Below are 26,113 nucleotides of genomic sequence, written 5' to 3' on the forward strand. Positions count from 1 at the left end.
CGGGTTGGAGCTTAGGTTATCAACAGGATGTTGCGAATTTGTGGACACGTTACACGTGTAGGAGCTGCCGAAGGCTGCGATCTTTTGATCTTGCTCATCAGTAATATTGATAAAGGCAAAAGATCGCAGCCTTCGGCAGCTCCTACATTATGATCGTCACTCTCAATTTTCTCGTGGATCCTTTCCCATGACCGATCTGTCCGCGTTCCCGATTAACCAAAAATGGCCGGCCCAATACCCCGAGTGGATCCAGCTTTACTCTTTGCCGACGCCTAACGGCGTCAAGGTGTCGATCATGCTCGAAGAGATCGGACTGCCCTACGAACCGCATCGTGTGGGCTTCGACGCCAACGATCAGATGTCCCCCGAATTTCTTTCGCTGAACCCCAACAACAAGATCCCGGCAATCCTCGACCCCCACGGTCCGGGGGACCAACCCCTGGCGCTGTTCGAGTCCGGGGCGATTCTGATTTACCTGGCCGACAAGAGCGGGCAACTGCTGGCCCAGGAATCGGCGGCGCGATACGAGACCCTTCAATGGCTGATGTTTCAGATGGGCGGCATCGGGCCGATGTTCGGCCAGGTCGGTTTTTTCAACCGATTTGCCGGCAAGGACTACGAGGACAAACGTCCCCGCGACCGCTACGTCGATGAAAGCAAACGCCTGCTTAATGTGCTCAATAACCGCCTGGAAGGGCGCGACTGGATCATGGGCGAGCGCTACACCATCGCGGACATCGCAACCTTCCCCTGGGTGCGCAACCTCATCGGCTTCTATGAGGCTGGCGAGCTGGTGGGCATCGAGAACTTCCCGAACGTCACGCGGGTGCTGGAGCGCTTTCTGGCGCGGCCGGCGGTGATGCGCGGGCTGGAAATCCCCAAGTAAACGCTTCGATTTGGACCCGCATCAGCGCCACCCTGAATCTGTAGCGCTGAGCGTCGCGGCCTAACGGTTACTCGCCGCCAGTTTGATCCCGAACCCGACCAGCGCCATACCGGCGACGCGGGAAGCGATTTTTCGCGCCATGGGGATGGCTTTCAAACGACGGGTCGCGGCATTGCCCAGCAGAACCAGCAAACCCTGATACAGCGCGCTGATCAACGAAACATGCAGCATCATCGCGACCAGGGTCAGGCTGGAGGCATCGGGGCGAATGAACAGCGGAAAAAACGTCACAAAAAACAGGATGACCTTGGGGTTGGTCAGGCTCACCGCCAGGGCAGTGCGAAAGTAGACCCGGGCCGACCGTTTCGGCTCCAGCCCCGCCGAGTCCCGGGCCGCTGGTGCGCGCAGCAATTGCACGCCGATCCAGCACAAGTACGCCGCGCCGAACCACTGCAGCATCTGGAACAACAGAGGGTTGGCTTGCATCACGGCGGCCAGACCGATGGCCGCCGCAATCATGTACGTCGCATCCCCCAGCAGCGTGCCGCCCACGGCGCCGAACCCGGCCCCCAGGCCATTGCGGGCGGTGGCGTTGAGAATGGCGAAGGTGCCCGGCCCTGGCATTAACTGGAAGATCAGAATCGCGGCAATGAAGCTGCCGTAATTTTGGATATCAAACATGCTGCGTCACTCCCTGTGTTGGTTTTGCTCAATCCTGAACGTTGTCTTTAGCTGGCGCAATGAGGTCGGATTATTGCCGGGCCCGTAACAAAGTCTTCCACAATCGGTGTTTGTGCCCCTGACCGTTGAGGGAATAAGCTTTGGCCCCCTACGACTTTCGTCTCGTCCTCCGTTTTTCAGGAAACCCTCATGTCCAGTCAGTTCCCCGAAGCACGTTCACGCCGTCTGCGCCGCAATGCGAGCCTGCGCAGCCTGTTCCAGGAAACCGAGTTCAGCTTGAACGATCTGGTGCTGCCGATTTTCGTCGAGGAAGAGATCGACGACTTCGTACCGATCAAAAGCATGCCCGGCGTGATGCGTATTCCAGAGTCGAAACTGGCGGGTGAGATCGAGCGTTATGCCCGGGCGGGGATCAAGTCGGTGATGACGTTCGGCGTGTCGCACCATTTGGACGGTAACGGCAGCGACACCTGGAGCGACAACGGTCTGGTGTCGCGCATGTCGCGCATCGCCAAGGACGCGGTGCCGGACATGATTGTGATGTCCGACACCTGCTTCTGTGAGTACACCGACCACGGCCATTGTGGCGTGCTGCACAACCATGAGGTCGACAACGACCAGACCCTGATCAATCTCGGCAAACAGGCGGTGGCCGCGGCCCGTGCCGGCGCCGATGTGATCGCCCCGTCGGCTGCCATGGACGGGCAGGTTCAGGCCATTCGCCGGGCGCTCGATGAAGCGGGTTTCAACCAGACCGCGATCATGGCCTATTCGACCAAGTTTGCCTCGGCGCTCTACGGTCCGTTCCGTGAAGCCGGCGGCAGCGCACTCAAGGGCGACCGCAAAAGCTACCAGATGAACCCGATGAACCGCCGCGAAGCCGTGCGCGAATCACTGATGGACGAGCAGGAAGGCGCCGACGCGCTGATGGTCAAACCGGCCGGCGCGTACCTGGACATCATCCGCGACATCCGTGAAGCCTCGCGTTTGCCGCTGTCGGCGTATCAGGTGAGCGGCGAGTACGCGATGATCAAATTCGCCGCCCAGGCCGGGGCGATAGATGAAGATCGCGTGGTGCGGGAAACCCTAGGGTCGATCAAACGGGCCGGCGCGGATCTGATCTTCACTTACTTTGCGATGGACCTGGCGCTGGCCGGGATCTAAGTATCACTGCAGATTAAATGTGGGAGCGGGCTTGCTCGCGAAAGCGGTGTGTCAGTCGACACTTGAATTAACTGACACACCGCCTTCGCGAGCAAGCCCGCTCCCACATTTGGACTGTGTTGAGTCAGTTCGCGCCGAAAAACGGTCTGATCCCGTGATCCCGGAAGTACCGCTCGATCACTTTGGGATCGGCAGAGTTGTCGGCAATCGCCACATACGTATCCGGCCGCAACAGGTAAAACCCGTTACGCCCCAGACCAGCCGCTTCAAACGCCGGCCGCCAGTCAAACACATGCAACGGCAAATGATGTTCGTGGCACCAGGCGATCATTTCGTCGCTGGTGTCGCCATACACATGCACCTGCCAGGTCGCGCATTTCAGCGATTCGAAATTGTCCCCCTCACCATCGTGAGCCCAAGGCAGGCGGTCGCCACCGTGAACATGACCGGCAACGCCCGTGCTCAACGGCATCCCGCGATAGTTCAAGGTGATCTGCGACACCGTGCGAAACAGGAATTCACGGGACGCCTCAAACGATGCCATTTTCGGAATCACGAACGGCGCCAGGCGCGTGCGCAACAAATCGGCCATACGCCCTTCGGCCGTGACGAAACTGAACACCCGATCGGTGGTGGCGACCAGTTTGCGGGCAAACGCGATACGTTCGGTTTCGTAGCTGTCGAGGAGATTGGCTTCAGCGCCGCCGCTCAACACCGCCGCGAGTTTCCAGGCGAGGTTGATGGCATCGCCAATGCCGGTGTTCATGCCCTGGCCACCGGCGGGGCTGTGGACGTGGGCGGCGTCACCCAATAGAAACGCGCGCCCGGTGCTGAAATGATCCGCCACCCGATGATGCACGCGGTAGGTCGAGAACCAGTTCAGTTGCTCGATCTTTACTTTCATATGTTCGATGGCCCGGCTGCTGACGTCTTCAAATTGCAAGGTTTCGGCTTGCGCGGCGCGCTCGTCGCGTACGGTGCCGATCAGACGTGCCCGGCCTGTACCGGCCAAGGGAAACACCGCGAGAAAATCCGCTTCATCGAGATCCACGTGCAGTTCGCCGTTGAACGTCGGGCCGCTGGCTTGCACGTCGGCGACGTAGAAAATCTGCTGGTAGGTGCCGCCGGGAAATCCGGTGTCCAGGGTCTTGCGCACGATCGACCGGGCACCGTCACAACCTGCCAGATAGCAAGCCTGGCAGGTTTCCTCCTGACCATCGGCCAAGCGCAAATAGGCGGTGATGCCGTCACCGGTTTCCACGAAACTCTCCAGCGCCGTGTTGCGCTCCACCTTGATGCCAAAGGTTTCGAGGCGGTCTATCAGCAGCCGTTCGTGTTCGTCCTGAGGAAAGATTTCGAGGAACGCATAAGGTGTCAGGCCTTCGCCGATGCGGCTCAACGGCAAGCGCGCCACGGGTTCGCCCTTGACCCAGAAGTTCGCCGCGGCCACTCGATGACCGTTCTGCACCACCGCATCGCTGAGGTCGAGCTGGCGATACAGCTCCAGCGTCCGTGCCTGCACGGCCAGCGCCCGCGACGTGGTTCCGGGTGTCGACGTCTTATCGATGATGCGTACTTGCACGCCAAGCTTGCTCAGCCACAGCGCCAACACCAGCCCGGTCGGGCCGGCGCCGATGATCAGAACGTCGCTACGGTTCATGAGACTGTCCTCCTCGGTGTGTGGCTCAAGTATGGTTCAGCCGCGACAGACGGGCAGGATGTCTGCCAAACGGAAAAAGGCCCTGCGCTGCTACGGGGAACAGTGGGGGGCGGCGAGAGTCATAGCCTGCGCCATGCCATTGATCGTATGGTTACCCCGGCTCAACGGATTTGATGGAGCAACATGCAAGCCAATCGATTGATGATGAGCGTCGCCGTGCTGCTGGTGCTGGCGGGTTGCGGCACTCAGCGCACGCAAGAGCTCCCTGCGCGCAAGCCTGCCGAGGTCAAGGCCGAGATCGTGCGCCTGCTGCCGGCCCAAACCACCGATCGCCAAGGCTGGGCCACGGACATTTACGCAGCATTGGCTGCCCAGAAAATTTATCCATCCACGCAAAACCTGTGCTCGGTACTGGCCGTCACCGAGCAGGAATCGACCTTTCAGGTGGACCCGCCGGTACCGGGCCTGGGCAAAATCGCCCGCGAGGAGATCGACCGCCGTGCCGACAAAGCCCACATTCCCGGCCTGCTGGTCAGCGGTGCGCTGCAGGTGAGTTCATCCAACGGCAAAAGTTACAGCGATCGACTCAATGCGGCGCGCAGCGAAAAAGAGCTCAGCTCGATCTTCGATGACTTCATCGGCATGGTGCCCATGGGCCGGACGCTGTTCGGTGGGTTCAACCCGGTGCACACCGGCGGGCCGATGCAGGTCAGCATCGACTTCGCCGAGCAGCAGGCGAAGGCGTATCCGTACCCGGTGGACGGCTCGATCCGTCATGAAGTGTTCAGTCGTCGCGGCGGCATGTACTTCGGTATCGCCCACTTGCTCGGTTATCCGGTGAGCTACAAACAACCGCTGTATCGCTTTGCCGATTTCAATGCCGGTTGGTACGCCAGTCGCAATGCCGCGTTTCAGAACGCGGTGAGTCGTGCGTCGGGCATACCGCTGGAGCTGGATGGTGACCTGGTCCGCTACGATTCGATCATGCCGGGCACCACGGAATTGGCGGTGCGCACCCTCGGCAAGCAACTGGGTATGCGCAATCCGACCCTTCGGGACCAATTGGAGGAGGGCAAAAACTTCGCGTTCGAGGACACCCAGCTCTATGCACGGGTTTTCGCCCTGGCCGAAAAGGCGGAAGGTCGGCCATTACCGCGTGCGGTGTTGCCGGGGATTGTTCTGCAAAGCCCGAAAATCACCCGCAAACTCACCACGGCGTGGTTTGCCAAGCGGGTCGATGAGCGTTATCAGCGTTGCATGGCGCGGGCCGGCAAGTGACCGAGCGCAAAAAAAAGGCGTAAAAAAACCCGGCTGATGAGGCCGGGTTTTTCATTGAGTACTGCGGTAAAACCATTCATTTACGCAGCGCGGTTTTCGATCAGGCGATCCGAGCCACCTTCTGCAACGCGGTTCTCGATTAGGCGATCCGAACCACCTTCAGCAACGCGTTTCTCGATCAGACGATCCGAGCCACCTTCGGCAACACGATTTTCGATCAAACGATCCGAACCACCTTCGGCCACACGACTTTCAATCAGACGATCCGAGCCGCCTTCAGCGACAACCGGGTGAGCAGAGGTAGCGGCGAAAGCGTTAACTGCAAAAACCGAGAAAACGATGCTGAGGATAGTTTGGCGTTTCATGAGGGTGTGCTCCGGGGTGTAGTTGTTGGGTCTGGAGCTGATGTTACGCCGCGGATTTTTTATGAGAACTTCATTGCCGTGATGGTGAACATCGACGGCAATGATAGGAAGGACGAGGCACCCCACGCGAGCGTGATGTTTCAGTTCAACGACTCAGGTGCGACGGCGAACAAACTTGCGCCACAACCAGACCCACAGCATGAACAGCGGGAAGGCCAGAATCAGGAAGGGCAGCGCGTAGCTGACTTTTTCCAGCGCATCGGCGGCGCCATCGGCCAGGTTGTCCAGCAAATTGCTGAACGCTTGGCTCAGGTGCGACGAGCGACTGCTGGCGCCGGTCGGCAGGAACGACAGCGTGACCCGATTGGTGTCCAGTCGGCGCTGGTGCCCGGCGGCGATCTGGGCCAGGGCTTGCAGGTCGTTTTCGATCCCTGCCTGTTCCTTGCTCAAGGTAATCAGGTCCGTGACGCTGATGTCTTTGCGGGCCGCCAATTCATCCAGACGTTGCTGCTGAGCCTTGAGCCGTTCTTGACGCCGACGAGTGTCGTCCACAGCATCGGCCAGGTCTTCGGCGCTGGTGATCCGCTGACCCAGTTCCCCACCCTCGGCCGCCATCGTGACCAGCGGTTCGACGCCAGCGGGGGCAATGCGCAAAGTGATCTCGGCGCGGCCGGCGCCTTGCTCGATACGCAGAACGTTACAGGCCCCGAAGCGTGCGGTTTCGCAGGCCTCGCGTGTGGCCTGCAAGCGCGGCCCGATTTGCGCCTGGGGCAGCAACAGTTGCAGTTCGTGCTCATAGGCGAGCATGGCGCCACCGCGCCCTTGTTCACCGGCTAGACTGGCCGAAGACGAGTGTTCGCTCGGCGAGCAGCCACTCAAGGCCAAACCAGCCAGAAGCAACCCATAGAGACGAAGAAACGAGGCGAGACCGCCATCCTGTTGGCGCATGTACTTTCCTTGAAGTGTGCAGTAGGGCTTGAACCATGAGTGCGGCCCGGGAGGCGTATCTTACCTGTATCGCCCGGCCCAATGGCAGGGAACGTGCCTCGTGCCCAATCGTCTGCTGAGTCTATTTTCGTTTCGCCAGGAGCGCGCGATATGTACCAGCTATACGGACACCAGAACTCCGGCGCTGCCGCGATAGAAGCGGCACTGGAGCTTTGCGAAATTCCTTACCGCTTCATCGACGTTGAATCCTCTCCCGAGGCGACCCACGCGCTGGAGAAGCTCAATCCGCTCAAGCAGATTCCGACACTGCAATTGCCCGATGGCAGCGTTCTCACCGAGAGCGCTGCGATTCTGATTCACCTGGGGCTCACGTTCCCCAAAGCAAATCTGCTGCCGAAAAACACCGCCGCGCGGGATCAGGCCATTCGCGGCCTGGTGTACATCGTCAGCAATTGCTATTCGGCCATTGGCATCATCGACTACCCCGAGCGCTGGTTGGCCGAGGCGGATGAATCGTCCAGGCAAAACCTCATGGCCGGCGCCCGCGCGCGACTGCACAGGAGTTGGGAGGTGTTTGCCGATCAGTTTTCGGGCGATTTGTATCTGGGTGACGAGACGCCGGGAGCCCTGGATGTGCTGGCGGCGGTGGTGTCCAGATGGGCGGGTAGCCGGGAACATTTACGCAGTGCAAGGCCTGGGTTTTTCGCGTGGCTTACGCGCATCGACCGGCACCCGACATTGGCACCGGTCTTCGCGCGGCATTGGCCGGATTGATCTATTCGCCGCGGATGTACTGCTCCAACTGGCGAATCAACTCAGCCTGTTCGGCGATGGCCTCCTTGACCAGGTCGCCGATCGATAGCAAACCAATTAGCTGGCCGTTTTCCACCACCGGCAAGTGGCGCAGGCGTTTGTCGGACATGATGCCCATGCAGGTTTCGACGGTTTGATGGGTGTCCACGGTGATCACCGGCGACACCATGATGTCTTCGACCGGTGTACCGACGGAGGAGCGGCCCTTGAGCACAAGTTTGCGCGCATAGTCACGCTCGCTGATGATGCCGACGACCTCGCCATTCCTCAAGACCGGCAAAGCACCGACGTTTTTGGCGGCCATGACCATCAGCGCTTCCAGCACCATTTGATGCGGCGCAATGGTGTGGACCTCATGATTCTGTTCAGCCTTTAACTTCAGCAGTTGGGCGACGGTTTTCATGGCAGTTTCTCAGGTGTTGTCGTTGTCCTTGAAGAATCGTAGACACGGGCGCTGAGGGCAAGGCAGAAAGCGGCAGATAACGCGCAAAAAACGCCATTCAGCAGTTTTTCTTCGGTAAACCTGAAATTTTTCACAGTTATTCATTGATCCATGGGCTGACTCAATCCTGTGGGAGCGAGCCTGCTCGCGAAGGCGGTGTATCAGTCGACACTTGTATTGACTGACCCACCGCCTTCGCGAGCAGGCTCGCTCCCACACGGATTGCATCCACATCGCAGAGAGGGCTATCGCCTTCGATGACGCGTAGAATTGCGACCTGAATCAAATGTTGAGGTTGCAGTGGTGGATTTACAGCGGGGCTTCGTCCTGACTCGGCATTGGCGCGATACCCCGGCCGGTACGGAAGTCGAGTTCTGGCTGGCGACCGACACCGGTCCCCAGCGGATCCGCCTGCCTCATCAACCGTCGGTGGCGTTCATCCCCGCCGCCCAGCGCGAGCAGGCCGAAGCGCTGCTGCGCGGCGAAAAGAACGTCGAGCTGCGGGCGTTGGCGCTGCTGGATTTCGAGCACCGCCCGGTGCTCGGCCTGTATTGCCAGCAGCACGGTCAGTTAATGCGCCTGGAAACCGCACTGCGCAAGGCCGGTGTCGACATGTTCGAAGCCGACGTGCGCCCACCGGAACGCTACATGATGGAGCGTTTCATCACCGCACCGGTCCGGTTCAGTGGCACGCCGAACGCCGAAGGCCTGCTGCTCGATGCGCAGATGAAACCGGACCCCGACTATCGCCCGAACCTCAGGCTGGTCTCGCTGGACATCGAAACCACCGCTCAGGGCGAGCTGTATTCCATCGCCCTGGAAGGCTGCGGCGAGCGCCAGGTCTACATGCTCGGCCCGCCCAATGGCGACGACAGCGAAGTGGATTTCCAGCTCGAATACTGCGATTCCCGAACCCTGCTGCTGAAAAGACTCAACGAATGGTTCGCCCGCCATGACCCCGACGCGATCATCGGCTGGAACGTCGTGCAATTCGACCTGCGCGTGCTTCACGAACACGCTCGGCGCCTGGCGGTACCGCTGAAACTGGGGCGTGGCGGCGAAGAGATGCAGTGGCGCGAACACGGTAGCCGCAACCATTACTTCGCCTCGGCCGCCGGCCGGCTGATCATCGACGGCATCGAATCCCTGCGTTCGGCGACCTGGAGTTTCCCCTCGTTCAGCCTGGAAAACGTCTCGCAAACCCTGCTTGGTGAGGGCAAGTCGATCGACAATCCGTACCAGCGCATGGACGAAATCAACCGCATGTTCGCCGAGGACAAACCGGCCCTGGCCAAGTACAACCTCAAGGACTGCGAGCTGGTGACGCGGATTTTCGCCAAGACCGAGCTGCTGACCTTCCTGCTGGAACGGGCCAGCGTCACCGGTTTACCGGCGGATCGCAGCGGCGGCTCGGTGGCGGCGTTCACGCACCTTTACATGCCGCTGATGCACCGCCAGGGTTTCGTTGCGCCGAACCTTGGGAACAAGCCTGCGCAGGCCAGCCCCGGCGGTTTTGTCATGGACTCGCAACCGGGCCTGTACGAGTCGGTGCTGGTGCTCGATTACAAAAGCCTCTATCCATCGATCATCCGAACCTTCCTCATCGACCCGGTGGGCTTGATCGAGGGGCTTAAACATCCCGATGACAGCGAGTCGGTGCCAGGCTTTCGCGGTGCGCGTTTTTCCAGAACCCGGCATTGCCTGCCCGCCATCGTCGCCCGGGTCGCCGAAGGTCGCGAAACCGCCAAGCGCGAACACAACGCGCCGTTGTCCCAGGCCCTGAAAATCATCATGAACGCTTTTTACGGCGTGCTCGGATCCAGCGGTTGCCGTTTCTTCGACACACGCCTGGCGTCGTCCATCACGCTGCGCGGTCACGAGATCATGCTGCGTACGCGACAGCTGATCGAAGCCCAGGGCCACACGGTAATTTACGGCGACACCGATTCGACCTTCGTCTGGCTGCGCCGTGCCCATGGTCAACAAGAAGCCGCACAGATCGGCCGCGCGCTGGTGGATCACGTCAACCAGTGGTGGCGCGAGCATGTGCAGCAGCAATACGGTCTGGAAAGTGCCTTGGAGTTGCAGTTCGAAACCCACTACAAGCGCTTTCTGATGCCGACCATTCGCGGCGCCGAGGAGGGCAGCAAGAAGCGCTATGCGGGGCTTGTGACCCGCGTCGATGGCACCGACGAAATGGTCTACAAAGGCCTGGAAACCGTGCGCACCGACTGGTCGCCACTGGCCCGGCAATTCCAGCAGGAGTTGTACCTGCGCATCTTCAATCGCAAACCCTATCAGGATTATGTGCGCGACTATGTGCGCAAGACCTTGGCGGGGGAGTTCGACGATCGCCTGATCTACCGCAAGCGCCTGCGCCGCACCCTTGATGACTATCAGCGCAATGTGCCGCCTCACGTGCGTGCCGCGCGAATGGCCGATGATTACAACGACCAGCAGGGCCGCCCGCGGCAATACCAGAACGGTGGCTGGATCAGTTACGTGATCACCGTCGCCGGGCCCGAGCCGCTGGAAATCCGCAGCGCGCCCATCGACTACGACCACTACGTCACCCGGCAACTGCAACCGGTGGCGGACGCCATTCTGCCCTTCGTGGACGACGACTTTTCAACCTTGATTGGTGGGCAGCTGGGCCTGTTTTGAGTCGAGCAGCAACAACGTCCAGTCATCCAGGATGCCGTGGAAATACTGGTCAAGTGCTCGATGAAAGTCGCTGTTAGCGCCAGCAACCTGGGCGAACAGCGTCATGGAAGAGTGAAACTTGAGATTGTCGGGGTGACCGAAGATGGCCGTAATTGAGCTGTTTTCGATGTTCAGCACCAATTGCGTGCAGGTGCGCAACCGTGAACCCAGCAGTGGATGATTGAGGTACGCCGCAGCTTCCTCTTTGGAACGAATGGCAAAGTGGCGGGACATCTCGCTGCCGCCCAATCCTGAGAATTGCGGAAAGATGAACCACATCCAGTGACTGCGCTTGTGACCGGCGTTCAGCTCGGCCTGGACCCGTTTGAACACCGGGTCCTGTGCCTGGATAAAGCGTTGCAGATTAAACGAATCGTCCTGATCAGTGCTTCTCATGCCGAAGCCCTCTGACAGACTGCGATGGCTCAGACCATGGCCAACCGCTGTTTGCGTTGTGGCGCGCGAAACGCCTGGTCCAGCGCCTCCAGATCCCCAGCCTCCAGTTGCAATTGCGCGGCTTGCGCGTTGAGTTGCACGTGCTCGGGTCGGACCGCTTTGGGGATGGCGATCACGCCTTCCTTACGCAGCATCCATGCCAGTGCTACCTGGGCCGGCGTCACACGGTGACGGGCGGCTATTTGTTTGAGTGTTGCATGGTTCAGCATAGGCCCACCCTGACCGATCGGACAGTAGGCCATGACCGGCATTTGATGCTGGCGGCTCCAGGGCAGCAGATCAAACTCGATGCCGCGTTCTTCCAGGTTGTAGAGCACCTGATTGGTGGCACAGGCCGGTGAGGCCAGTTCCTCCAGGTCGTCGACATCAAAATTGGAGACGCCCCAGCGACCGATCTTGCCTTCTTCGCGCAGGCGTTCGAAGGCTTCGACCGTTTCTTCGAGGGGATACTGGCCGCGCCAGTGCAGCAGGTAGAGATCGATGTAATCGGTATCGAGCCGCCGCAGACTGCGTTCGCACGCCTGGGGGATGCCTTTGCGGCTGGCGTTGTGCGGGTACACCTTGCTGACCAGAAACACTTCATCACGTCTGCCGGCGATGGCTTCACCGACCACTTCCTCCGCGCCGCCCTCGCCGTACATTTCAGCGGTGTCGATGAGGGTCATGCCCAATTCGATGCCGAGGCGCAAAGCCGCCACTTCCTGGGTGTGCCGGGAACGATCTTCGCCCATGCGCCAGGTGCCTTGACCGATGACCGGTACGTTGACGCCGGCCAGTTCGAGGGTCCGCATTCAAACCTCCTTTCTGAATTTCGATCGATACTTCAGTGGGCAGCAGAATAGCCCGGTGGTTCCGTCGAGCACCAGAAAGGAGGTGTCCTGGGTTATTGGGCAGAAAACTTCATCACAGTGCTCTGGGCATAGGTCTTGCCCGGGTCCAGTCGCGTGGACGGAAAGCTCGGCTGATTCGGCGAATCCGGATAGTGCTGGGTCTCCAGCGTGAACGCGCCCCAGTGCGGATAGACCTTGCCGGCCTTGCCCTTGACCGAACCGTCGAGGAAGTTGCTGGTGTAGAACTGCACACCGGGCTCGCTGGTGTAGAGCTGCAAGCGACGACCGGATTGCGGATCGCTGACCTCGGCGGCGAGTTGGCCCACATCACCCATGGCGTTCAGCACCCAGTTGAAATCGAAGCCGCCCTGTTTCGGTTCGGCAAATTTCAACTGTGGGTGATCGGCTTTGATGTTCTTGCCAATGGCCGTCGGTTGGGTGAAGTCCATCGGGGTACCGGCCACCGGGGCCAGTTCGCCGGTCGGGATCAATTTGCCGGTAACCGGCGTGTAATGGCTGGCATGCAGGGTGGCGAGCTGTTTCAGCACATCACCGTTACCGGCGCCGGCCAGGTTGAAATAGCTGTGATTGGTCAGGTTCAACACCGTGGCTTTATCGGTGGAAGCCTTGTAGTCGATGCGCAGCTCGTTGTGCTCGTTGAGGCTGTAGGTGACTTCGGTTTTCAGGTTGCCGGGGAAGCCCATTTCACCGTCCGCCGACAGGTACGTCAGGGTCACGCCGACCGAATCCTTGCCATTGCTCGGTTGGGCTTTCCAGACGTCTTTGTCAAAACCCTTGGGGCCGCCGTGCAGCGAATTGGAGCCGTCGTTGAGCGGTACCTGATAGCGCTTGCCGTCCAGTTCGAAAGCACCGTTGGCCAGTCGATTGCCGAAGCGCCCGATGGTCGCACCGAAGTACGCCGTGCCGCTCTGATAGCCCTGCACGTTATCGAAACCGAGCACCACATCGTCGAACTTGCCGTTTTTGTCCGGCACTTTCAGCGACTGCAAAATGCCGCCGTAGGTAATGACCGTGGCGGTCAGGCCATGGCTGTTGCGCAAGATGTATTGCTCGACGGGCGTGCCGTCATTGGTTTTGCCGAAGGACTTGTGTTCGCTGGACAGGCCGGCGGCCTGGGCGGAGAGGGTGGCGATCATCAGGGACAGTCCAAGGCTGCAGAGTGGGTGTCGGGATTGAAGCATGGTTGACCTTCCTTTTTGTTGTTTTTTGACGAAGTAGTCATACTAATGATCGCGTTTCAATGCGATCAAGGAAGGATTTATAGCTTATGTATGAGCTGTTGCAATTATAAAGTATGACTAATGTGGTGGTCCTCTTAACGGATGCCAACGCTTACGGACCGTCGGCACTGCACTTTTCAAGGATTCACGGCTCTATCCTTGGCCAGCCTGCGGCGAATCCCCACCGCCGGCCCATGCCCAAGTTCAATAACCCATGGCTCGAGTTTTACCCCGCACCACCCCGCGAATCCGCCGCCGTTGCCTGCTGTTGGCCTGCTTGTCGATGCTCGCAACCTCCGGGTGCAGTCAGCAACAGGGCAGCGACATCGTCAGTCAGTTCCGCGAAGGCAAACCCCAGGAATTCCTCCAGACCAGCGTCGACCGCATAGCGACCCTGGCGATGCGCGACAACCTCGACAGCCTCTACCTGCTGATGAGCAAGCTCTACCTGCGCAACCCGGACGAGCTGAAAAAATCCGGCTTCCTCGACGCCCGCACCGCTGGCAAACAAGTGCGCATGGCCATCGAACAGCAACAGCCGCTGCCGACTCTGGGGGGCAAAAAAGACCTCGCAGCGCTGAGTTATGCCATGAGCCCGGAGTTTCTCGGCGACCGGGTCGGTGCCTTCATCTACGCCATCGGCAGCATGCTCGTCACCGCCCACGGCAATCGGCTCGAGTTCTACATGACGGATGTGATCAACCCGACGTTCGTCAGCAACGCCGCCCGCAACATCGAGAAAGCCACCTGGATACTCAGCCAGCGGCAAAGCAAGAACGGCGAGCCGTTGCTGTTTTCCAACGAAATTTCGGAGGAGGGCAGCAACCTGAGTTTTGCCGTGGAGTTCGGCAAGATCGTCGCGCGGCTGGACCTGCTGACGCAGATGCTGGACGAACGCTACCGCCGGATCGGTTTGAATTACGCGCAGAGTTTGCTGTTCCTCAATTTTCTCCCAGTACAGTGAACCCCTTGTGGGAGCGAGCCTGCTCGCGAAGAGGCAGGACCGACACTTTTGCAGTGTCTGCCAAACCGCCTTCGCGAGCAGGCTCGCTCCCACAAGGAACTGCGTGCACAGGAAATACTGCGTACTTGTGGCATAAAGATAGATCGCATCGATATAAGTGGTTATAAGAAAAATCGCTATGCTGCGGACCAGATTTTTCATGCGTTTTTTGTGGGCGTGTTAATGGAATTCGGTAATTTCGGTTTAGTCGTGGCAGGTCTGGTAGTCGGCTTCATTGTCGGCATGACTGGGGTCGGTGGCGGTTCGTTGATGACCCCCATTCTGTTGTGGTTTGGCGTCAATCCGGCCACCGCAGTGGGGACGGATTTGCTGTACGCGGCGATTACCAAGTCCAGTGGCGTGCTGGTTCATCGAAAGAACAAGAACATCGACTGGGCCATTACCGGTTGGCTGACCCTCGGCAGTGTGCCGGCGGTGGCGCTGACGTTGTGGTTCCTGAGCACCTTGCAAACGTCGCCCGAGGCGATGAACGCGGTCATCAAGCAGGCCTTGGGCTTTGTCCTGTTTGCCACGGCGCTGGCGATTTTCTTCAAGAAACGCCTGCTCGATTTCGCTCACAAACGCGCGGGCGGTCATTACAACCCCAGCGGCAACCGCTTGAATGCGCTGACCGTGATCACCGGCCTGGTCCTCGGCACCATGGTTGCCCTGACCTCCATCGGCGCTGGCGCCCTGGGCACTGTCGCGTTGTTCATTCTCTATCCGCTGCTGCCGACCCGCCGCCTGGTGGGCACGGAAATCGCGCACGCCGTACCGCTGACCCTGGTGGCCGGTCTCGGCCATGCGAGCATGGGCAACATGGATTGGCACGTGCTGGGTTACTTGCTGATCGGTTCGCTGCCGGGGATTTACCTGGGCAGCCACCTGACTGGCCGTATCTCCGATGAAGTGCTGCGGCCTTGCCTGGCCACGATGCTGGTGCTGATCGGGTACAAACTGGCCTTTTAATCGGTAGAGATTCCAGAAACAAACCCGCTTGGCAGGCGCCCTTAGGCCCGGGTCAGAATCTCCAGCAGATGCCCGTCCGGGTCATCGAAATAAACCCGCCGGCCACCGCCGTAATCGTTGATCTCATTTGGTCGTTGTTTGCCGGGGTCGGCCCACCAGGGTTGCTGTCGGGCTTGCAGGCGGGCGAAGGCCGCATCGAAATCCTCGTCACCGATCAAAAACGCATAGTGCTGGGAGGCAATCGGCGGGTCATTGTCGTAGAAGTCCAGCGACACACCGTTGTCGAACTTGACGATCAGCATCGGGCCAAAGGGTTCGGGGTCGGGCAGACCGAGGATGTCTGCCAGATAGTTGGCTGATGTCTGCTTGTCACGACACCAGACGATGGTGTGGTTCAACTGAGCGCTCATGCACAGGTCCTCACGGCGGATCAGGGCTTGGTTGTTGAGCTATGAGATTAGCTCAGCCTGTTGCGCAATGACCGCCCTGACCTAAGCTTGGGGCAAGGCGAGACATAATTGCGAGCGTCACCCGGAACGAACGCCGCGATGCGCAATCATTAGAGCGTGGATATCAAAAGGAGATGCGCATGCTCATCAGGTCATTGACCCTGACTACCCTGCTGGCTTTCGCCGGCGCCTTGTTCGCTGCCGATGACGGCTCACCGCTGGACATGGACAAGGGCAGGTCCCGGCCGTTGATTGTCATCGCTCCAAGTACGGTCGATCCCACGTGGGTCAGCCTGAAAAAGTCGCTGGATGATCCGACAAACCGCAAGGGGTTCACCGAGCGAAACATGGTCCTGTATACCGTGCTCAATTTGATGGGCCAGCGCGAGGGCAAAGACCTGGGGCCACAAGACACGGCGGCATTGATCCGCTCGCTCAAGTTGGGTGCCGGCGCGAAGAGCAAAGTCATCCTGGTGGGCAAGGACGGCGAAAAGAAACTTGAGAGTTCGGGAGATGAATCAAAATCGGTCGATTTGAAGAAAATTTTCGACACGATCGACGCCTTGCCAGCGACTGAGAAAGAAGCCGCAGCGATGACGGTCGCGACGCCTGTTGAAGCGGCTGAACCGGTCAATGGTGCAAAGGGTGCCAAGGGCGCAAAACCAGGCAAGTCGGCGAAACCTGCCAAGCCGCCTGAAATGCCGGATGATTGAACCCGGACCTTTGTAGCAGCTGGCGAAGCCTGCTGCTACAAGAGACAAAGGCGGCCGACTGGCGCGTTGGCTCTATTTCAAGGTTGAGCCAGAAAGTGGCGGATTACATTGATCAGCACGGGTGAAAAAGGCTGAAGACATTGCGCTGCATCCGGTATTTTCAGATCTTCCAGAAGTAAATCCAGGAACTCTTCATCTTCATACTGCAAATCTTCGGGAGGCACGCTCTGGCTATAGATCAGCGCATCGACCATCTGTTTGCGTGCGCCGACTAGGCCTCGATTACTTTCCTCTGTATGACCCAGATTCAAGGCCTCAATAGCGACCCTGGCCCGCTCGGTTTGTCCCGTTACCAGGCCGGACAAGTAGAACTTCAGTTCGGTTTCGCATTCGGCCATCAACGGCGTGAGTGGCAACGGTCGTGTACCTCGACCATGACCGCATTGATGGGGGCGCTGGCAACTGGCGACAATGTTGAAAAAATCTAAAGTTCGATTCGGTGCACGATCCTGAGCTTCAAGATGTTCGTTATGGGCGTCATCAATCGTGATCGACTGACAGCAATAGGCACATAACCCGTACTGTTCCGAGATACACGATAAACGGATGGACCGGCTCTCTTCTCGTGGTAAGTCCTTGTAACGTAACGCGTTGTTCGAGCGCTTCCAGCGAGTCAGCGCTTGTGGCTCAACTTCCTTGTTAATCTTACGCACGGCGCAACTCCAGCTTTCGGATCAACAATGCGGCCTTCGCCAGCTCTAGATGACCTTCTGGCAATTCAAGTGAAAGCTCGGAAAAAAGGTTCTTTGCGTCGTCCAGATCACCGTCCTGCAAACGCTCCAACAGTCGATTCAAGCGCTGCTGCACTTCGCTGTTGCGAATATCGGTGTCCATGACTTCCAGTAGAACCTGATTGGCATCCAGTCCATAAAGGCCATTGCGTTCCTGTAGCTCTCCGTCATCCAGCACGTAGCACAACACATCTTTTGCGTCACTTATGACCAGTGGCGAATGGGTTGTCAGTACAAACTGGCAATTTGGAAAGGTCTCGCTCAACTGCCGAATCAAACTGCGCTGCCATTTGGGGTGCAGGTGCAGATCGACTTCGTCGATCAGTATGATGCCGTCACCTTCTAACGGATTGTCCAATGACTGATTCATCATCGCCAATCGGCGAGCGATGTCGCCGACTAGCGCCATCATCGACTTTTCACCCTGCGAGAGCTGGGAGACGTTGAGCGTCACACCGTCTTTGTCTATCGCCATGTGCAGGCGCGGCTTGCGCTGCACTCTCAGGTTGCTGAAGCCTGGCATGAACGCTGCAATGGCAGACCGAACTGCCGTCAACTGACGATCTCGGGATGAGGCCTTCAACTGGGAAAGGGTTTTCCAAATGTCACTGTCGTTACCGAACTTTTTGGAAATCTCGGCCAACGCAATGTCGGACACGCCGGTTTCATTTTCGCTGTCTTCGCGTTCGCGAAACCATTCAAAAAAGCGTCGGAAATCCACGCCACGATTTAGTGAGTTGTCGTAGCCGTCTAGTTGGTCAAAGGAATGTTTGGTTCGGATCTTTAGCGGGATTTCCAGAACTGACCGTTCAACCGGATAGTAGGCAATCAGCGGAAGCGAAGCTTTATCATCTGCGGTTAGTTCGTTGCGATAGTGATCCGCAAGGAGACTGACACCGCCTAAGGAGCTATGAATTTGAGCCTTTCGCCCTTGCCTGCCGCGGGCAATGCCCCACGTGAACAGAGCATCTTGAGGATTAGCATCGGGACGACTTGAGCGTGCATGTGACTCGTCTACTACGCCAATTAAAATTAATGCAGACGAAGCGCCGTTTCGAATGTCCTCTTCCGCAAGGTAATTGCCATTGCCTTTCTCGGTGCGAATTCTGGCAACCAACCAGCTCAACGAGATGGCCAGTGACTTTAAAAGGGTGGTTTTCCCGGCGCCGTTATTCCCCACCAGAACCGTCACGTTTGAGGGGTGTTTGTCCGTGGGGGCCAACTGAATGTCCAGTTCGGTGAACCGACCGACATCCGTGACCTTGAATCTGTTGATTTCCATTACATCGCCCTTTGGGGGTCAGTCGGTTTGAAGGCTTGAGCGCACATTATGTCATTCATTCCCAGCCACGGATTGATCCGATGCCGTTCGGGGGCTTGGGAGGCTCATTAGATACAACGGTTTCGGTCGCATCACAACGGTAATCAGCAAAAAGGTAATTGCAGCGTGTTCCCAAAAAAATGAGCCGGGGCAAAGGCCTTCAATTGCGTCGGAGATTTCCTGCAAAACGTGGCGCACTTCATGAACTGGTGCCCTGCAAACTCGAAAGCTCGAACCGAAACGTAGCGCTGTCGATTCAGCAGTTGGCGGTGGCCGCCGAATTGCTGGTGAACCGCGCACTGGACGCCATCGACCCGCCCGAAGGCGCGCCTGCTGTTCAGCCAACGACTCAATATTGAACAGGGGAGGTTCAGCCATGGCTCGATACATGCCGATGACGGGCATCGACTGCACAATCCCGTCCTTGCTGATTGATACAGAAGTGCTGGTGGATGTGTTGCATGACACGGCGGCGTACCGCATCCGCAGCGTGACTCAACTGCTGGAAACTCTTTCCATTGGTGAGGGCATCAGCCGCGATGCATTGCTGTTGCAGGATTTCGCGCGGGTGTTGGCGATTCCGATGCGCGACGGTTGTGGTTTGATGGATGTGATCGGGCGACGATTGCAGGCACAACAATAAAAAATGGGCGACCTCAACAGGTCGCCCATTTTTTTGCCTGCAAGAGATCTACAAAAAAAAGGTGTTTCGGTGTGAGATGTACTGGCTTCTATTGGTCTCGGAAGTTTCCTGCAAGTCCTGTCGGTCTTGATGAACTGGTTTCTGTCAGAGCGCACCGCTAGCCTTCGTCAGCCACCGCAAAATCGCGGTCGGACGTGGGAATCCGCGACACTGAGGGATCCAGGGACGAAAAACACCAATGGCACAAAAAGGAGCCTCGTCTGTGAAAAAGTTCAGCAAGCATCAACCGCAAACCCCAACCGACGCCGATCATCTCGATCCCGCGAAGCTGTGTGACACCGCAAAAGGCGCAGTCACCCGAAGCCCCAGGCGTACCGCCACGCCCCAGCAGATTTTCACTGTTGCTCCTGGTGTCGACACACTGACCCTGCTAAATCAGGCCTGCGAAAACCTTGCCTCCCTGACTGTCCTGATTGCGAATTTTGCCGGGAAACTGGAAGGCTCGAACCGCAAGGTGCTGCTGTCGATTCAGCAATTGGCGGCGGTCACCGAGTTGTTGGTGAATCAGGCACGGGAAAATCTTGATCCGAGAAGCGCCGCACCTGACGCTCAGCCGCCGACTCGGCATTGAGCTGACGCAGTAACGACAATGGGCGACCTCAAAGGGGTCGCCCATTTTGTTTGCCTGCTACGAGAAATCGCGTTTCTTGGCTACTTCGCCAGTGCGCTCAATATCGTATGAGCAATCTTGACCCGCTCAGGGTTCGGGTAGTTTTTGTTGGCCAGGATCACAATGCCGATGTCTTTCGACGGCACGTACGCCACGTAAGCACCGAAGCCGCTTGTTGAGCCGGTTTTGTTGATTAGCACGTTTTTGGGTTGAGGTTGCGGCGGGGTCAGCCACTGGACTTCGTGAGCCTCCATCGTCATCTGCGTCGAGTTACCCGCCAGCAATGTATCGAGGGTGACCGGGTAGTGGTAGAACTCCCAACCCAGTCCCTGAGTCATCTCGCCCACCTTGTAGTAACCGGTATGCGTCGTGGTAATTGCCCGTTGCATCGGGTCTTCGAGGCTGGCCAGCTTCATGTTCGCTTCAACATACCGAATCATGTCCGCCGCGCTGGTTTTCACCCCATAAGCCTCCGAATCCAGTGCCCCCGGCCCGACTCGCACCGGTTTGTCTTCCTTGTTGTAACCCTGAGCGTAAAGACCCATCTGAGCCTGCGGTACTGTGAGGTAGGTGTGTTTCAGCCCGAGTTTCGGCAGCAGGGTTTTTTCCATCACGTCATCAAACGGCGCGCCCATGCTTTGGGCTGCCAGATAACCGAACAAACCCAGGCTCGGGTTCGAATACAGCCGATGGGTGCCAGCGGCATAAGTCGGTTTCCACTGCTTGAAATAGCCGAGCATCTTGTCCGGTGCGTCGGCATCGTCGGGGAATTGCAGCGGCAGGCCGCCGGCGCTGTAGGTGCCCAGTTGCAGCACGCTGATGTTATCGAACGCGCTGCCACGCAGATCCGGCAGCACGCTGCTGGCCTTGTCCGACAGGGACAGCTTGCCGGTGGCCTGAGCGTAGGCGGCGAGGGTGGCGGTGAAGGTTTTGCTCACCGAGCCGATTTCGAACAAGGTGTTTTCAGTAACGGGTTGTGCGCTCTCTTTCGAAGCTACCCCGTAGTTGAAGTAATGCGGCTTTCCGTTGACGGTCACGGCCACGGCGATTCCGGGAACGGCCTGGGCTTGCATGACCGGTCGTACGGCGGCATTCACCACCGTCTCGATTTGATCCTGTGCGACGCATTGGCCGGTGGCGAGCACCGCCACGCAAACGGCGAGAGTTTTCAGCCTATCCATGTTGGTTTGGTCCGTCATTGATTCGATTGCGCGCCATTTTAGTGTGTTAAACGCAACCCTCCGAGCGTTTTTTCAACCCGGCCGTCCATAGGTGGGCCGGGCTGATTGTTTACAGGCCAGGTGCGACCGCTGAATCAGCGCACCAGACACGGCCGCTTGTTATCGAATTTCCATCCCGGAATCAGAAACTGCATCGCCACGCTGTCATCCCGCGCGCCCAATCCCATGCCTTTGTACAGCTCATGGGCCTTGGCCAGCTGATCCATGTCCAGTTCGACGCCCAGCCCTGGTTTCTTCGGCACCTGCACGCAGCCGCCGACGATTTGCAGCGGCGCTTTGGTCAGGCGCTGACCGTCCTGCCAGATCCAATGCGTGTCGATGGCGGTGATTTCACCCGGCGCAGCGGCCGCGACGTGGGTGAACATCGCCAGGGAAATATCGAAGTGGTTGTTGGAATGCGAACCCCAGGTCAGGCCCCACTCATGGCACATCTGCGCCACGCGGACCGAGCCCTGCATCGTCCAGAAGTGTGGGTCGGCCAGGGGAATGTCTACTGATTGCAGCTGGATCGCGTGGCCCATTTCCCGCCAGTCGGTGGCGATCATGTTGGTGGCGGTTTTCAAACCCGTGGCGCGACGGAATTCAGCCATCACTTCACGTCCGGAATAACCGTTTTCCGCGCCGCACGGGTCTTCGGCGTAAGCCAGGACGTGATGCTGATCCCGGCACAGGCGAATGGCTTCTTTCAGTGACCACGCGCCATTCGGATCGAGGGTGATGCGCGCGTCGGGGAAGCGTTCGGCCAGGGCGGTGACGGCTTCGATTTCTTCATCGCCACTGAGCGCGCCGCCCTTGAGTTTGAAGTCCTTGAAACCGTAGCGCGAGTGAGCCGCTTCGGCCAGACGCACCACGGCGTCGGCGGTCATGGCTTTTTCGTGACGTACGCGGAACCAGTCGTTGTCGGCGTCCGGCTCGCTGCGGTAGGCCAGGTCGGTTTCGTTGCGATCACCGACATAAAACAGGTAGCCGAGCATCTTCACTTCATCGCGCTGCTGACCTTCGCCGAGCAGGGCGGCGACCGGCACGTCCAGATGCTGACCGAGCAGATCGAGCAGGGCGGCTTCCAGGCCCGTGACGGCGTGGATGGTGATGCGCAAATCGAACGTCTGTAACCCGCGACCGCCGGCATCGCGATCGGCGAAGGTCTGGCGCACTTGATTGAGGATCTTCTGATAAGTGCCGATCGGGCTGCCGACCACCAGGCTGCGCGCATCTTCGAGGGTCTGGCGAATGCGCTCACCGCCCGGTACTTCTCCGACGCCGGTGTGACCGGCGTTGTCCTTGAGGATCACGATGTTGCGGGTGAAAAACGGCCCGTGAGCGCCGCTCAGGTTGAGCAACATGCCGTCGTGACCGGCCACTGGAACCACCTGCATGCTGGTAATGATCGGGGCTTTGGCGGTTTCTTGTGTGTTCATTGTTATGTCCTTCAAAACAGTGCTCTTACATGAGTGTTCAGGCGTGGTTGGACGCTGGTTTGGCCAGTGCGACGGCAGGTGCGGATTTCGGTTTGTTGCGTGCGGCGAAGACGATGATCGCGGCGATGATCGAGGTCGCGGCCAGGCCGTACAACCCGCCCTGAATCGAACCGGTGCGTTCTTCCAGTAGACCGAACGTGGTCGGCGCGACGAAGCCGCCGAGGTTGCCCACAGAGTTGATCAGCGCGATCACACCCGCCGCGATCCGCGCATCCAGATAGGCCTGAGGAATGGGCCAGAACAGCGACGACGCCGATTTGAAACCCAGCGCGGCAAAGCAGATCGCAACGAAGGCGAAGATCGGCCCACCGGTGGTGGACATGAACATCCCGGCCGCCGCGATCAGCAGGGCAGCGGCGACCCACGCTTGTTGATGCTTCCATTTGGCCGACAGCGAAGCGAAGGCGTACATGCCAACGATCGACAGCAACCACGGAATCGAGTTGAACAACCCGACCTGAATATCGCTCAGGTCGCCCATCTTTTTGATGATGCTCGGCAGCCAGAAGGTCGCGGCATAGATGGTCAATTGGATAAAGAAGTAGATCAGGCAGAACAGGATGATCTGGCGATCCTTGAGCAGCGTGCCCAACGACGGTTTGATCGGCGTCGCGGCTTCGCGGGCCAGTTGTTCGTCGTCGATGGCCTTGACCAGCGCGTCTTGTTCGGCGCGGCTCAGCCATTTGGCGTCGTGGGGTTTGGAGTCCAGCCAGAACCAGACGAACACGCACAACCCCACCGAGAACATTCCTTCGATGAAGTACATCCACTGCCAGCCGTGCATGCCGAAACCGCTGATTTGCAGCAGCAACCCGGACAGCGGGCCGGAGATCAGCGAAGCAATCGCCGAACCGCTGAGGAAGATCGCAATCGCCTTGCCGCGTTCAACGCCAGGTAACCAGCGGGTGAAGTAGTAAATCACTCCGGGGAAGAAACCTGCTTCGGCCACGCCCAGCAGGAATCGCAGGATGTAGAAGTGGGTTTCGTTCTGGATGAACGCCATGCAAGCGGCGACCACGCCCCAGGTCAGCATGATGCGGGTCAGCCAGATTCGTGCGCCGACTTTTTGCAGGAGGATGTTGGAGGGGACTTCAAACAGCGCGTAACCGATGAAGAACAACCCGGCGCCGAGGCCGTAGGCGGCAGCGCCGATGCCCAGGTCATGTTCCATGTGGGCGCGGACGAAGCCGATGTTCACGCGGTCGATGTAGTTGACGATGAACATGATCACGAACAGCGGCAGTACATGGCGTTTCACTTTCGAGATGGCGGATTTCAGGACCGAATCGGCGCCATCGTTCATCCCGGATATGGATGTATTCACTGCGTTATCTCCCACTGATTATTTTTATGCGGGGTGTGACTGGGTGTTGCGATGTTGATAGACATCATACAACTACGTTTTTTCATCCCGCAAGAGTGGTTGTCCAACAAAATGGCGCTTTATAGAGTGTTTATTATTCTTTTGCGCTGATGCGTGACCTTTCTGATGGTCTCGAATACCCTGTTTGTTGAGTGTTGTCATACAAGTTGGTCGGCGTTTTCCTGAGATTCCCGTCGAGCGCAGTGCTACGATTCCGTTAGCCCTGCTTTAGGATGATCGCCATGCAAGAAGACCTCGACGCGCCTGCCCGCAAGCGCACCCACAACCTGGCCCATGACCTGGTGGCCAAACTGACCCAGAGCATCTTGCTCGGCCAGATGCTGCCCGGGGACAAGCTGCCGTCCGAGAACACGATTGTTCAGGAGCACGGGGTCAGTCGCACGGTGGTGCGCGAGGCGATCTCGAAGTTGCAGGCGTCGGGGCTGGTGGAAACCCGCCACGGCATCGGCACCTTTGTTATCGAGCGAGCACCGGAGCAGGGGCTTCGGTTGAATGTCGATACCGCGCTGGGGGTGCGCAGCATTCTGGAGTTGCGCATGGGCCTGGAAACCCAGGCCGCCGCACTGGCGGCAACCCGTCGCACGGATCATCAGTTGGCACAGATGCGCGAAGCGCTGGACGACTATCAAAGCCTGCTGGCCAACAACGACAGCTGCGTCGAAGCCGACAAGCGCTTCCACCTGCTGATCGCCGAAGCCACCGGCAACGTGTGCTTCACCGAAATCATGCAGCACCTGGGCAGCGCCATGATCCCGCGCACCCGCGTCAATGCCGCCGAGCGCGGCGCAGTGGACTTGAGCAAGCTCGGGCAACTGGCCAACCTTGAGCACGAGGCGATTCTCAACGCGATCAAACGCCAGGATCCGGACGCGGCGCGGGCGGCCATGTGGCTGCACCTGACCAACAGTCGAGACCGGTTTTCGGCCGATCGCTGAGCACCGCCGAGATCCGTGTGGGAGCGAGCTTGCTCGCGAAGGCGTCAGTCGCATTGGCGCCAATCCGGATCAGGCCCCGGTGACTTGAGCAACCACCGGCCTGCGCTCCAGATTCAAGGCCAACACGCTGACCAGCACCACCAGTGCTCCCCCAACGATCATCAACGTCGGCCGCTCGCCCAGCGCAAAAGAGGCAATCGCCATGGCGGTGGGTGGAATCAGATACAGCGTCATCGTCGCGCGGCTCAAATCCACATGAGTGAGCACATAGGCCCAGGCGAGATACGCAAGGGCACTTGGGAAAATGCCCAGCCCGATGACCGCCAGCTGCACTTCAACCGGAGCGGTGATGACCTGGCTCACCAGCCCCGGGAGATAAACCAACAGCAGCAGCGTCCCGAACCAAACCGTGTAACACACCAGCGTCAGCCCGTCGTAGCGCCGCGAGTGATGCTTCTGCAAGGCAAAGTAAACACTCCACGAAACCGCCGCCAACACAATCAGCCATCCATGGGCGTCGATGCCCCCCAGTCCGTGATCACCGGCCACCACAATCACCACGCCAATCAATCCCAGGAAAACGCAGCCCCAGCGCCACGCGCTCACCCGGTCCTTGAACACGAAGCGCGCCAGCAACGTGCTGAACAACGGCGTTGATTGCGCCAACACACTGGAGGCGCCGGCGCTGACACTTTGCTGGCCGAAGTTCAGCGCGACATGGTGCAGGCTCACGGCAAAAAAACCGAGCGCGAACAGCAGCGGCAGGTCACGCCTGTTCGGCAGGCTGATGCCTCGGAACACCGCGACCACCGCCATGAATGCCGACGCCAGCAGAAACCGCAGCAAGGCCAGATGACCAGGTTCATAGGCCTGCAAACCGATGTGAATGCCGGTCGGTGAATAACCCCAGCAGCCGACCACAAATGCCATGGCCAGGATGATGTTGACGGGAGAACCGGGGGAGGGCGTGAGAGGCTTCATGATCGGGCACCTGTAGGCGGATGCACCCAGTATCAGAAGCCTGACTGTTCGCCACAACTGACTTATAG

At 58.8% G+C, this 26,113-nt stretch carries 25 protein-coding genes and 2 pseudogenes; 12 read left to right on the forward strand and 15 right to left on the reverse strand.

Annotated elements, in window-relative coordinates:
- Positions 1 to 187: 187 nt before the first annotated feature.
- Entirely contained in the window at positions 188 to 886 is a 699-nt protein-coding gene (locus ASC74_RS06210; protein WP_056740159.1) for a glutathione binding-like protein, read from the forward strand.
- A 60-nt stretch (positions 887 to 946) separates the two neighbouring features.
- Here ASC74_RS06210 and ASC74_RS06215 read toward each other — a convergent pair whose 3' ends face one another.
- On the reverse strand, positions 947 to 1,567 hold the full coding sequence (locus ASC74_RS06215; protein WP_056740161.1) for a LysE family translocator: 621 nt from the start codon (positions 1,565 to 1,567) through the stop codon (positions 947 to 949).
- Between the two features lie 189 nt (positions 1,568 to 1,756).
- On the opposite strand from ASC74_RS06215, the gene hemB reads away from it, so the two are divergent.
- Positions 1,757 to 2,731 carry a porphobilinogen synthase gene (gene hemB, locus ASC74_RS06220; protein WP_056740163.1) on the forward strand — a complete coding sequence of 325 codons (975 nt, stop codon included), beginning with the start codon at positions 1,757 to 1,759 and terminating at the stop codon, positions 2,729 to 2,731.
- 124 nt (positions 2,732 to 2,855) lie between these two features.
- On the opposite strand, the gene ASC74_RS06225 is transcribed toward hemB, so the two are convergent.
- Positions 2,856 to 4,391 carry an FAD-dependent oxidoreductase gene (locus ASC74_RS06225; protein ID WP_056740166.1) on the reverse strand — a complete coding sequence of 512 codons (1,536 nt, stop codon included), beginning with the start codon at positions 4,389 to 4,391 and terminating at the stop codon, positions 2,856 to 2,858.
- Positions 4,392 to 4,574: 183 nt separating this feature from the next.
- On the opposite strand from ASC74_RS06225, the gene ASC74_RS06230 reads away from it, so the two are divergent.
- A complete protein-coding gene (locus ASC74_RS06230; protein ID WP_056740168.1) occupies positions 4,575 to 5,669 on the forward strand; it encodes a DUF1615 domain-containing protein in 1,095 nt (364 codons plus the stop codon).
- Positions 5,670 to 5,752: 83 nt separating this feature from the next.
- Here ASC74_RS06230 and ASC74_RS06235 read toward each other — a convergent pair.
- Positions 5,753 to 6,034, reverse strand: a pseudogene (locus ASC74_RS06235) (hypothetical protein); the annotation flags it as partial.
- A 153-nt stretch (positions 6,035 to 6,187) separates the two neighbouring features.
- Positions 6,188 to 6,982, reverse strand: coding sequence for a DUF4349 domain-containing protein (locus ASC74_RS06240; protein WP_056740172.1), 795 nt, complete (start codon positions 6,980 to 6,982; stop codon positions 6,188 to 6,190).
- A gap of 150 nt (positions 6,983 to 7,132) precedes the next feature.
- Between ASC74_RS06240 and ASC74_RS06245 the strand changes: the two genes are divergently transcribed.
- Positions 7,133 to 7,756 carry a glutathione S-transferase gene (locus ASC74_RS06245; protein ID WP_056740174.1) on the forward strand — a complete coding sequence of 208 codons (624 nt, stop codon included), beginning with the start codon at positions 7,133 to 7,135 and terminating at the stop codon, positions 7,754 to 7,756.
- 1 nt (position 7,757) lies between these two features.
- Here ASC74_RS06245 and ASC74_RS06250 read toward each other — a convergent pair whose 3' ends face one another.
- A complete protein-coding gene (locus ASC74_RS06250; RefSeq protein ID WP_008148332.1) occupies positions 7,758 to 8,198 on the reverse strand; it encodes a CBS domain-containing protein in 441 nt (146 codons plus the stop codon).
- 342 nt (positions 8,199 to 8,540) lie between these two features.
- On the opposite strand from ASC74_RS06250, the gene ASC74_RS06255 reads away from it, so the two are divergent.
- The gene (locus ASC74_RS06255; RefSeq protein WP_162247431.1) at positions 8,541 to 10,901 is read left to right on the forward strand and encodes a DNA polymerase II; all 2,361 of its coding nucleotides are present in this window, start codon (positions 8,541 to 8,543) and stop codon (positions 10,899 to 10,901) included.
- Here ASC74_RS06255 and ASC74_RS06260 read toward each other — a convergent pair.
- The 3 genes from ASC74_RS06260 to ASC74_RS06270 all read right to left on the reverse strand — a co-directional run bounded on the left by ASC74_RS06260 (position 10,866) and on the right by ASC74_RS06270 (position 13,428).
- Positions 10,866 to 11,336 carry a DUF1810 domain-containing protein gene (locus ASC74_RS06260; RefSeq protein WP_056740177.1) on the reverse strand — a complete coding sequence of 157 codons (471 nt, stop codon included), beginning with the start codon at positions 11,334 to 11,336 and terminating at the stop codon, positions 10,866 to 10,868. The two genes, ASC74_RS06255 and ASC74_RS06260, sit on opposite strands and share 36 nt — an antisense overlap.
- A 29-nt stretch (positions 11,337 to 11,365) precedes the next feature.
- The gene (locus ASC74_RS06265; RefSeq protein WP_056740179.1) at positions 11,366 to 12,187 is read right to left on the reverse strand and encodes an aldo/keto reductase; all 822 of its coding nucleotides are present in this window, start codon (positions 12,185 to 12,187) and stop codon (positions 11,366 to 11,368) included.
- A gap of 92 nt (positions 12,188 to 12,279) precedes the next feature.
- A complete protein-coding gene (locus ASC74_RS06270; protein ID WP_056740182.1) occupies positions 12,280 to 13,428 on the reverse strand; it encodes an aldose epimerase family protein in 1,149 nt (382 codons plus the stop codon).
- A gap of 253 nt (positions 13,429 to 13,681) precedes the next feature.
- Between ASC74_RS06270 and ASC74_RS06275 the strand changes: the two genes are divergently transcribed.
- Both ASC74_RS06275 and ASC74_RS06280 read left to right on the forward strand, forming a co-directional pair.
- Positions 13,682 to 14,431, forward strand: a complete 750-nt coding sequence (locus ASC74_RS06275) for a hypothetical protein (RefSeq protein WP_056740184.1) — start codon at positions 13,682 to 13,684, stop codon at positions 14,429 to 14,431.
- 222 nt (positions 14,432 to 14,653) lie between these two features.
- A complete protein-coding gene (locus tag ASC74_RS06280; protein ID WP_046047606.1) occupies positions 14,654 to 15,439 on the forward strand; it encodes a sulfite exporter TauE/SafE family protein in 786 nt (261 codons plus the stop codon).
- A 41-nt stretch (positions 15,440 to 15,480) separates the two neighbouring features.
- On the opposite strand, the gene ASC74_RS06285 is transcribed toward ASC74_RS06280, so the two are convergent.
- A complete protein-coding gene (locus tag ASC74_RS06285) occupies positions 15,481 to 15,849 on the reverse strand; it encodes a VOC family protein (RefSeq protein ID WP_056740186.1) in 369 nt (122 codons plus the stop codon).
- Positions 15,850 to 16,028: 179 nt separating this feature from the next.
- Here ASC74_RS06285 and ASC74_RS06290 point away from each other — a divergent pair, with 179 nt between their 5' ends.
- On the forward strand, positions 16,029 to 16,601 hold the full coding sequence (locus tag ASC74_RS06290; RefSeq protein ID WP_056740188.1) for a DUF4174 domain-containing protein: 573 nt from the start codon (positions 16,029 to 16,031) through the stop codon (positions 16,599 to 16,601).
- Between the two features lie 77 nt (positions 16,602 to 16,678).
- Here ASC74_RS06290 and ASC74_RS06295 read toward each other — a convergent pair whose 3' ends face one another.
- Positions 16,679 to 17,314 carry a hypothetical protein gene (locus tag ASC74_RS06295; RefSeq protein WP_056740190.1) on the reverse strand — a complete coding sequence of 212 codons (636 nt, stop codon included), beginning with the start codon at positions 17,312 to 17,314 and terminating at the stop codon, positions 16,679 to 16,681.
- A complete protein-coding gene (locus tag ASC74_RS06300; RefSeq protein WP_056740192.1) occupies positions 17,307 to 18,674 on the reverse strand; it encodes an AAA family ATPase in 1,368 nt (455 codons plus the stop codon). The genes ASC74_RS06295 and ASC74_RS06300 overlap by 8 nt, the downstream gene beginning before the upstream one ends.
- A 254-nt stretch (positions 18,675 to 18,928) precedes the next feature.
- On the opposite strand from ASC74_RS06300, the pseudogene ASC74_RS06305 reads away from it, so the two are divergent.
- From ASC74_RS06305 to ASC74_RS06315, 3 genes and pseudogenes are all read left to right on the forward strand, one after another.
- Positions 18,929 to 19,072: pseudogene (locus tag ASC74_RS06305) on the forward strand (DUF6124 family protein); the annotation flags it as partial.
- A gap of 17 nt (positions 19,073 to 19,089) precedes the next feature.
- Positions 19,090 to 19,356 (forward strand): hypothetical protein, encoded by a 267-nt coding sequence (locus ASC74_RS06310; RefSeq protein WP_056740195.1) that lies wholly within the window; start codon positions 19,090 to 19,092, stop codon positions 19,354 to 19,356.
- Positions 19,357 to 19,618: 262 nt separating this feature from the next.
- Positions 19,619 to 19,987, forward strand: coding sequence for a DUF6124 family protein (locus ASC74_RS06315; protein WP_056740197.1), 369 nt, complete (start codon positions 19,619 to 19,621; stop codon positions 19,985 to 19,987).
- 80 nt (positions 19,988 to 20,067) lie between these two features.
- Here the strand turns inward: ASC74_RS06315 and ampC are convergent, their stop codons facing one another.
- The 3 genes from ampC to ASC74_RS06330 form a co-directional block, all read right to left on the reverse strand.
- Positions 20,068 to 21,225, reverse strand: a complete 1,158-nt coding sequence (ampC, locus tag ASC74_RS06320; protein WP_442965767.1) for a class C beta-lactamase — start codon at positions 21,223 to 21,225, stop codon at positions 20,068 to 20,070.
- A gap of 116 nt (positions 21,226 to 21,341) precedes the next feature.
- On the reverse strand, positions 21,342 to 22,685 hold the full coding sequence (gudD, locus tag ASC74_RS06325) for a glucarate dehydratase (protein ID WP_056740199.1): 1,344 nt from the start codon (positions 22,683 to 22,685) through the stop codon (positions 21,342 to 21,344).
- A gap of 37 nt (positions 22,686 to 22,722) precedes the next feature.
- Complete coding sequence (locus tag ASC74_RS06330; protein ID WP_056740201.1) at positions 22,723 to 24,069, reverse strand: MFS transporter; 1,347 nt, start codon at positions 24,067 to 24,069, stop codon at positions 22,723 to 22,725.
- A 281-nt stretch (positions 24,070 to 24,350) separates the two neighbouring features.
- On the opposite strand from ASC74_RS06330, the gene ASC74_RS06335 reads away from it, so the two are divergent.
- The gene (locus ASC74_RS06335) at positions 24,351 to 25,064 is read left to right on the forward strand and encodes a FadR/GntR family transcriptional regulator (protein ID WP_046047599.1); all 714 of its coding nucleotides are present in this window, start codon (positions 24,351 to 24,353) and stop codon (positions 25,062 to 25,064) included.
- A gap of 69 nt (positions 25,065 to 25,133) precedes the next feature.
- Here ASC74_RS06335 and ASC74_RS06340 read toward each other — a convergent pair whose 3' ends face one another.
- Positions 25,134 to 26,045, reverse strand: a complete 912-nt coding sequence (locus ASC74_RS06340; protein ID WP_056740202.1) for a DMT family transporter — start codon at positions 26,043 to 26,045, stop codon at positions 25,134 to 25,136.
- Between the last annotated feature and the right edge of the window lie 68 nt (positions 26,046 to 26,113).

The organism is Pseudomonas sp. Root329, assembly GCF_001424925.1.
In the GTDB taxonomy this organism is placed as follows: Bacteria; Pseudomonadota; Gammaproteobacteria; order Pseudomonadales; family Pseudomonadaceae; genus Aquipseudomonas; species Aquipseudomonas arabinosi.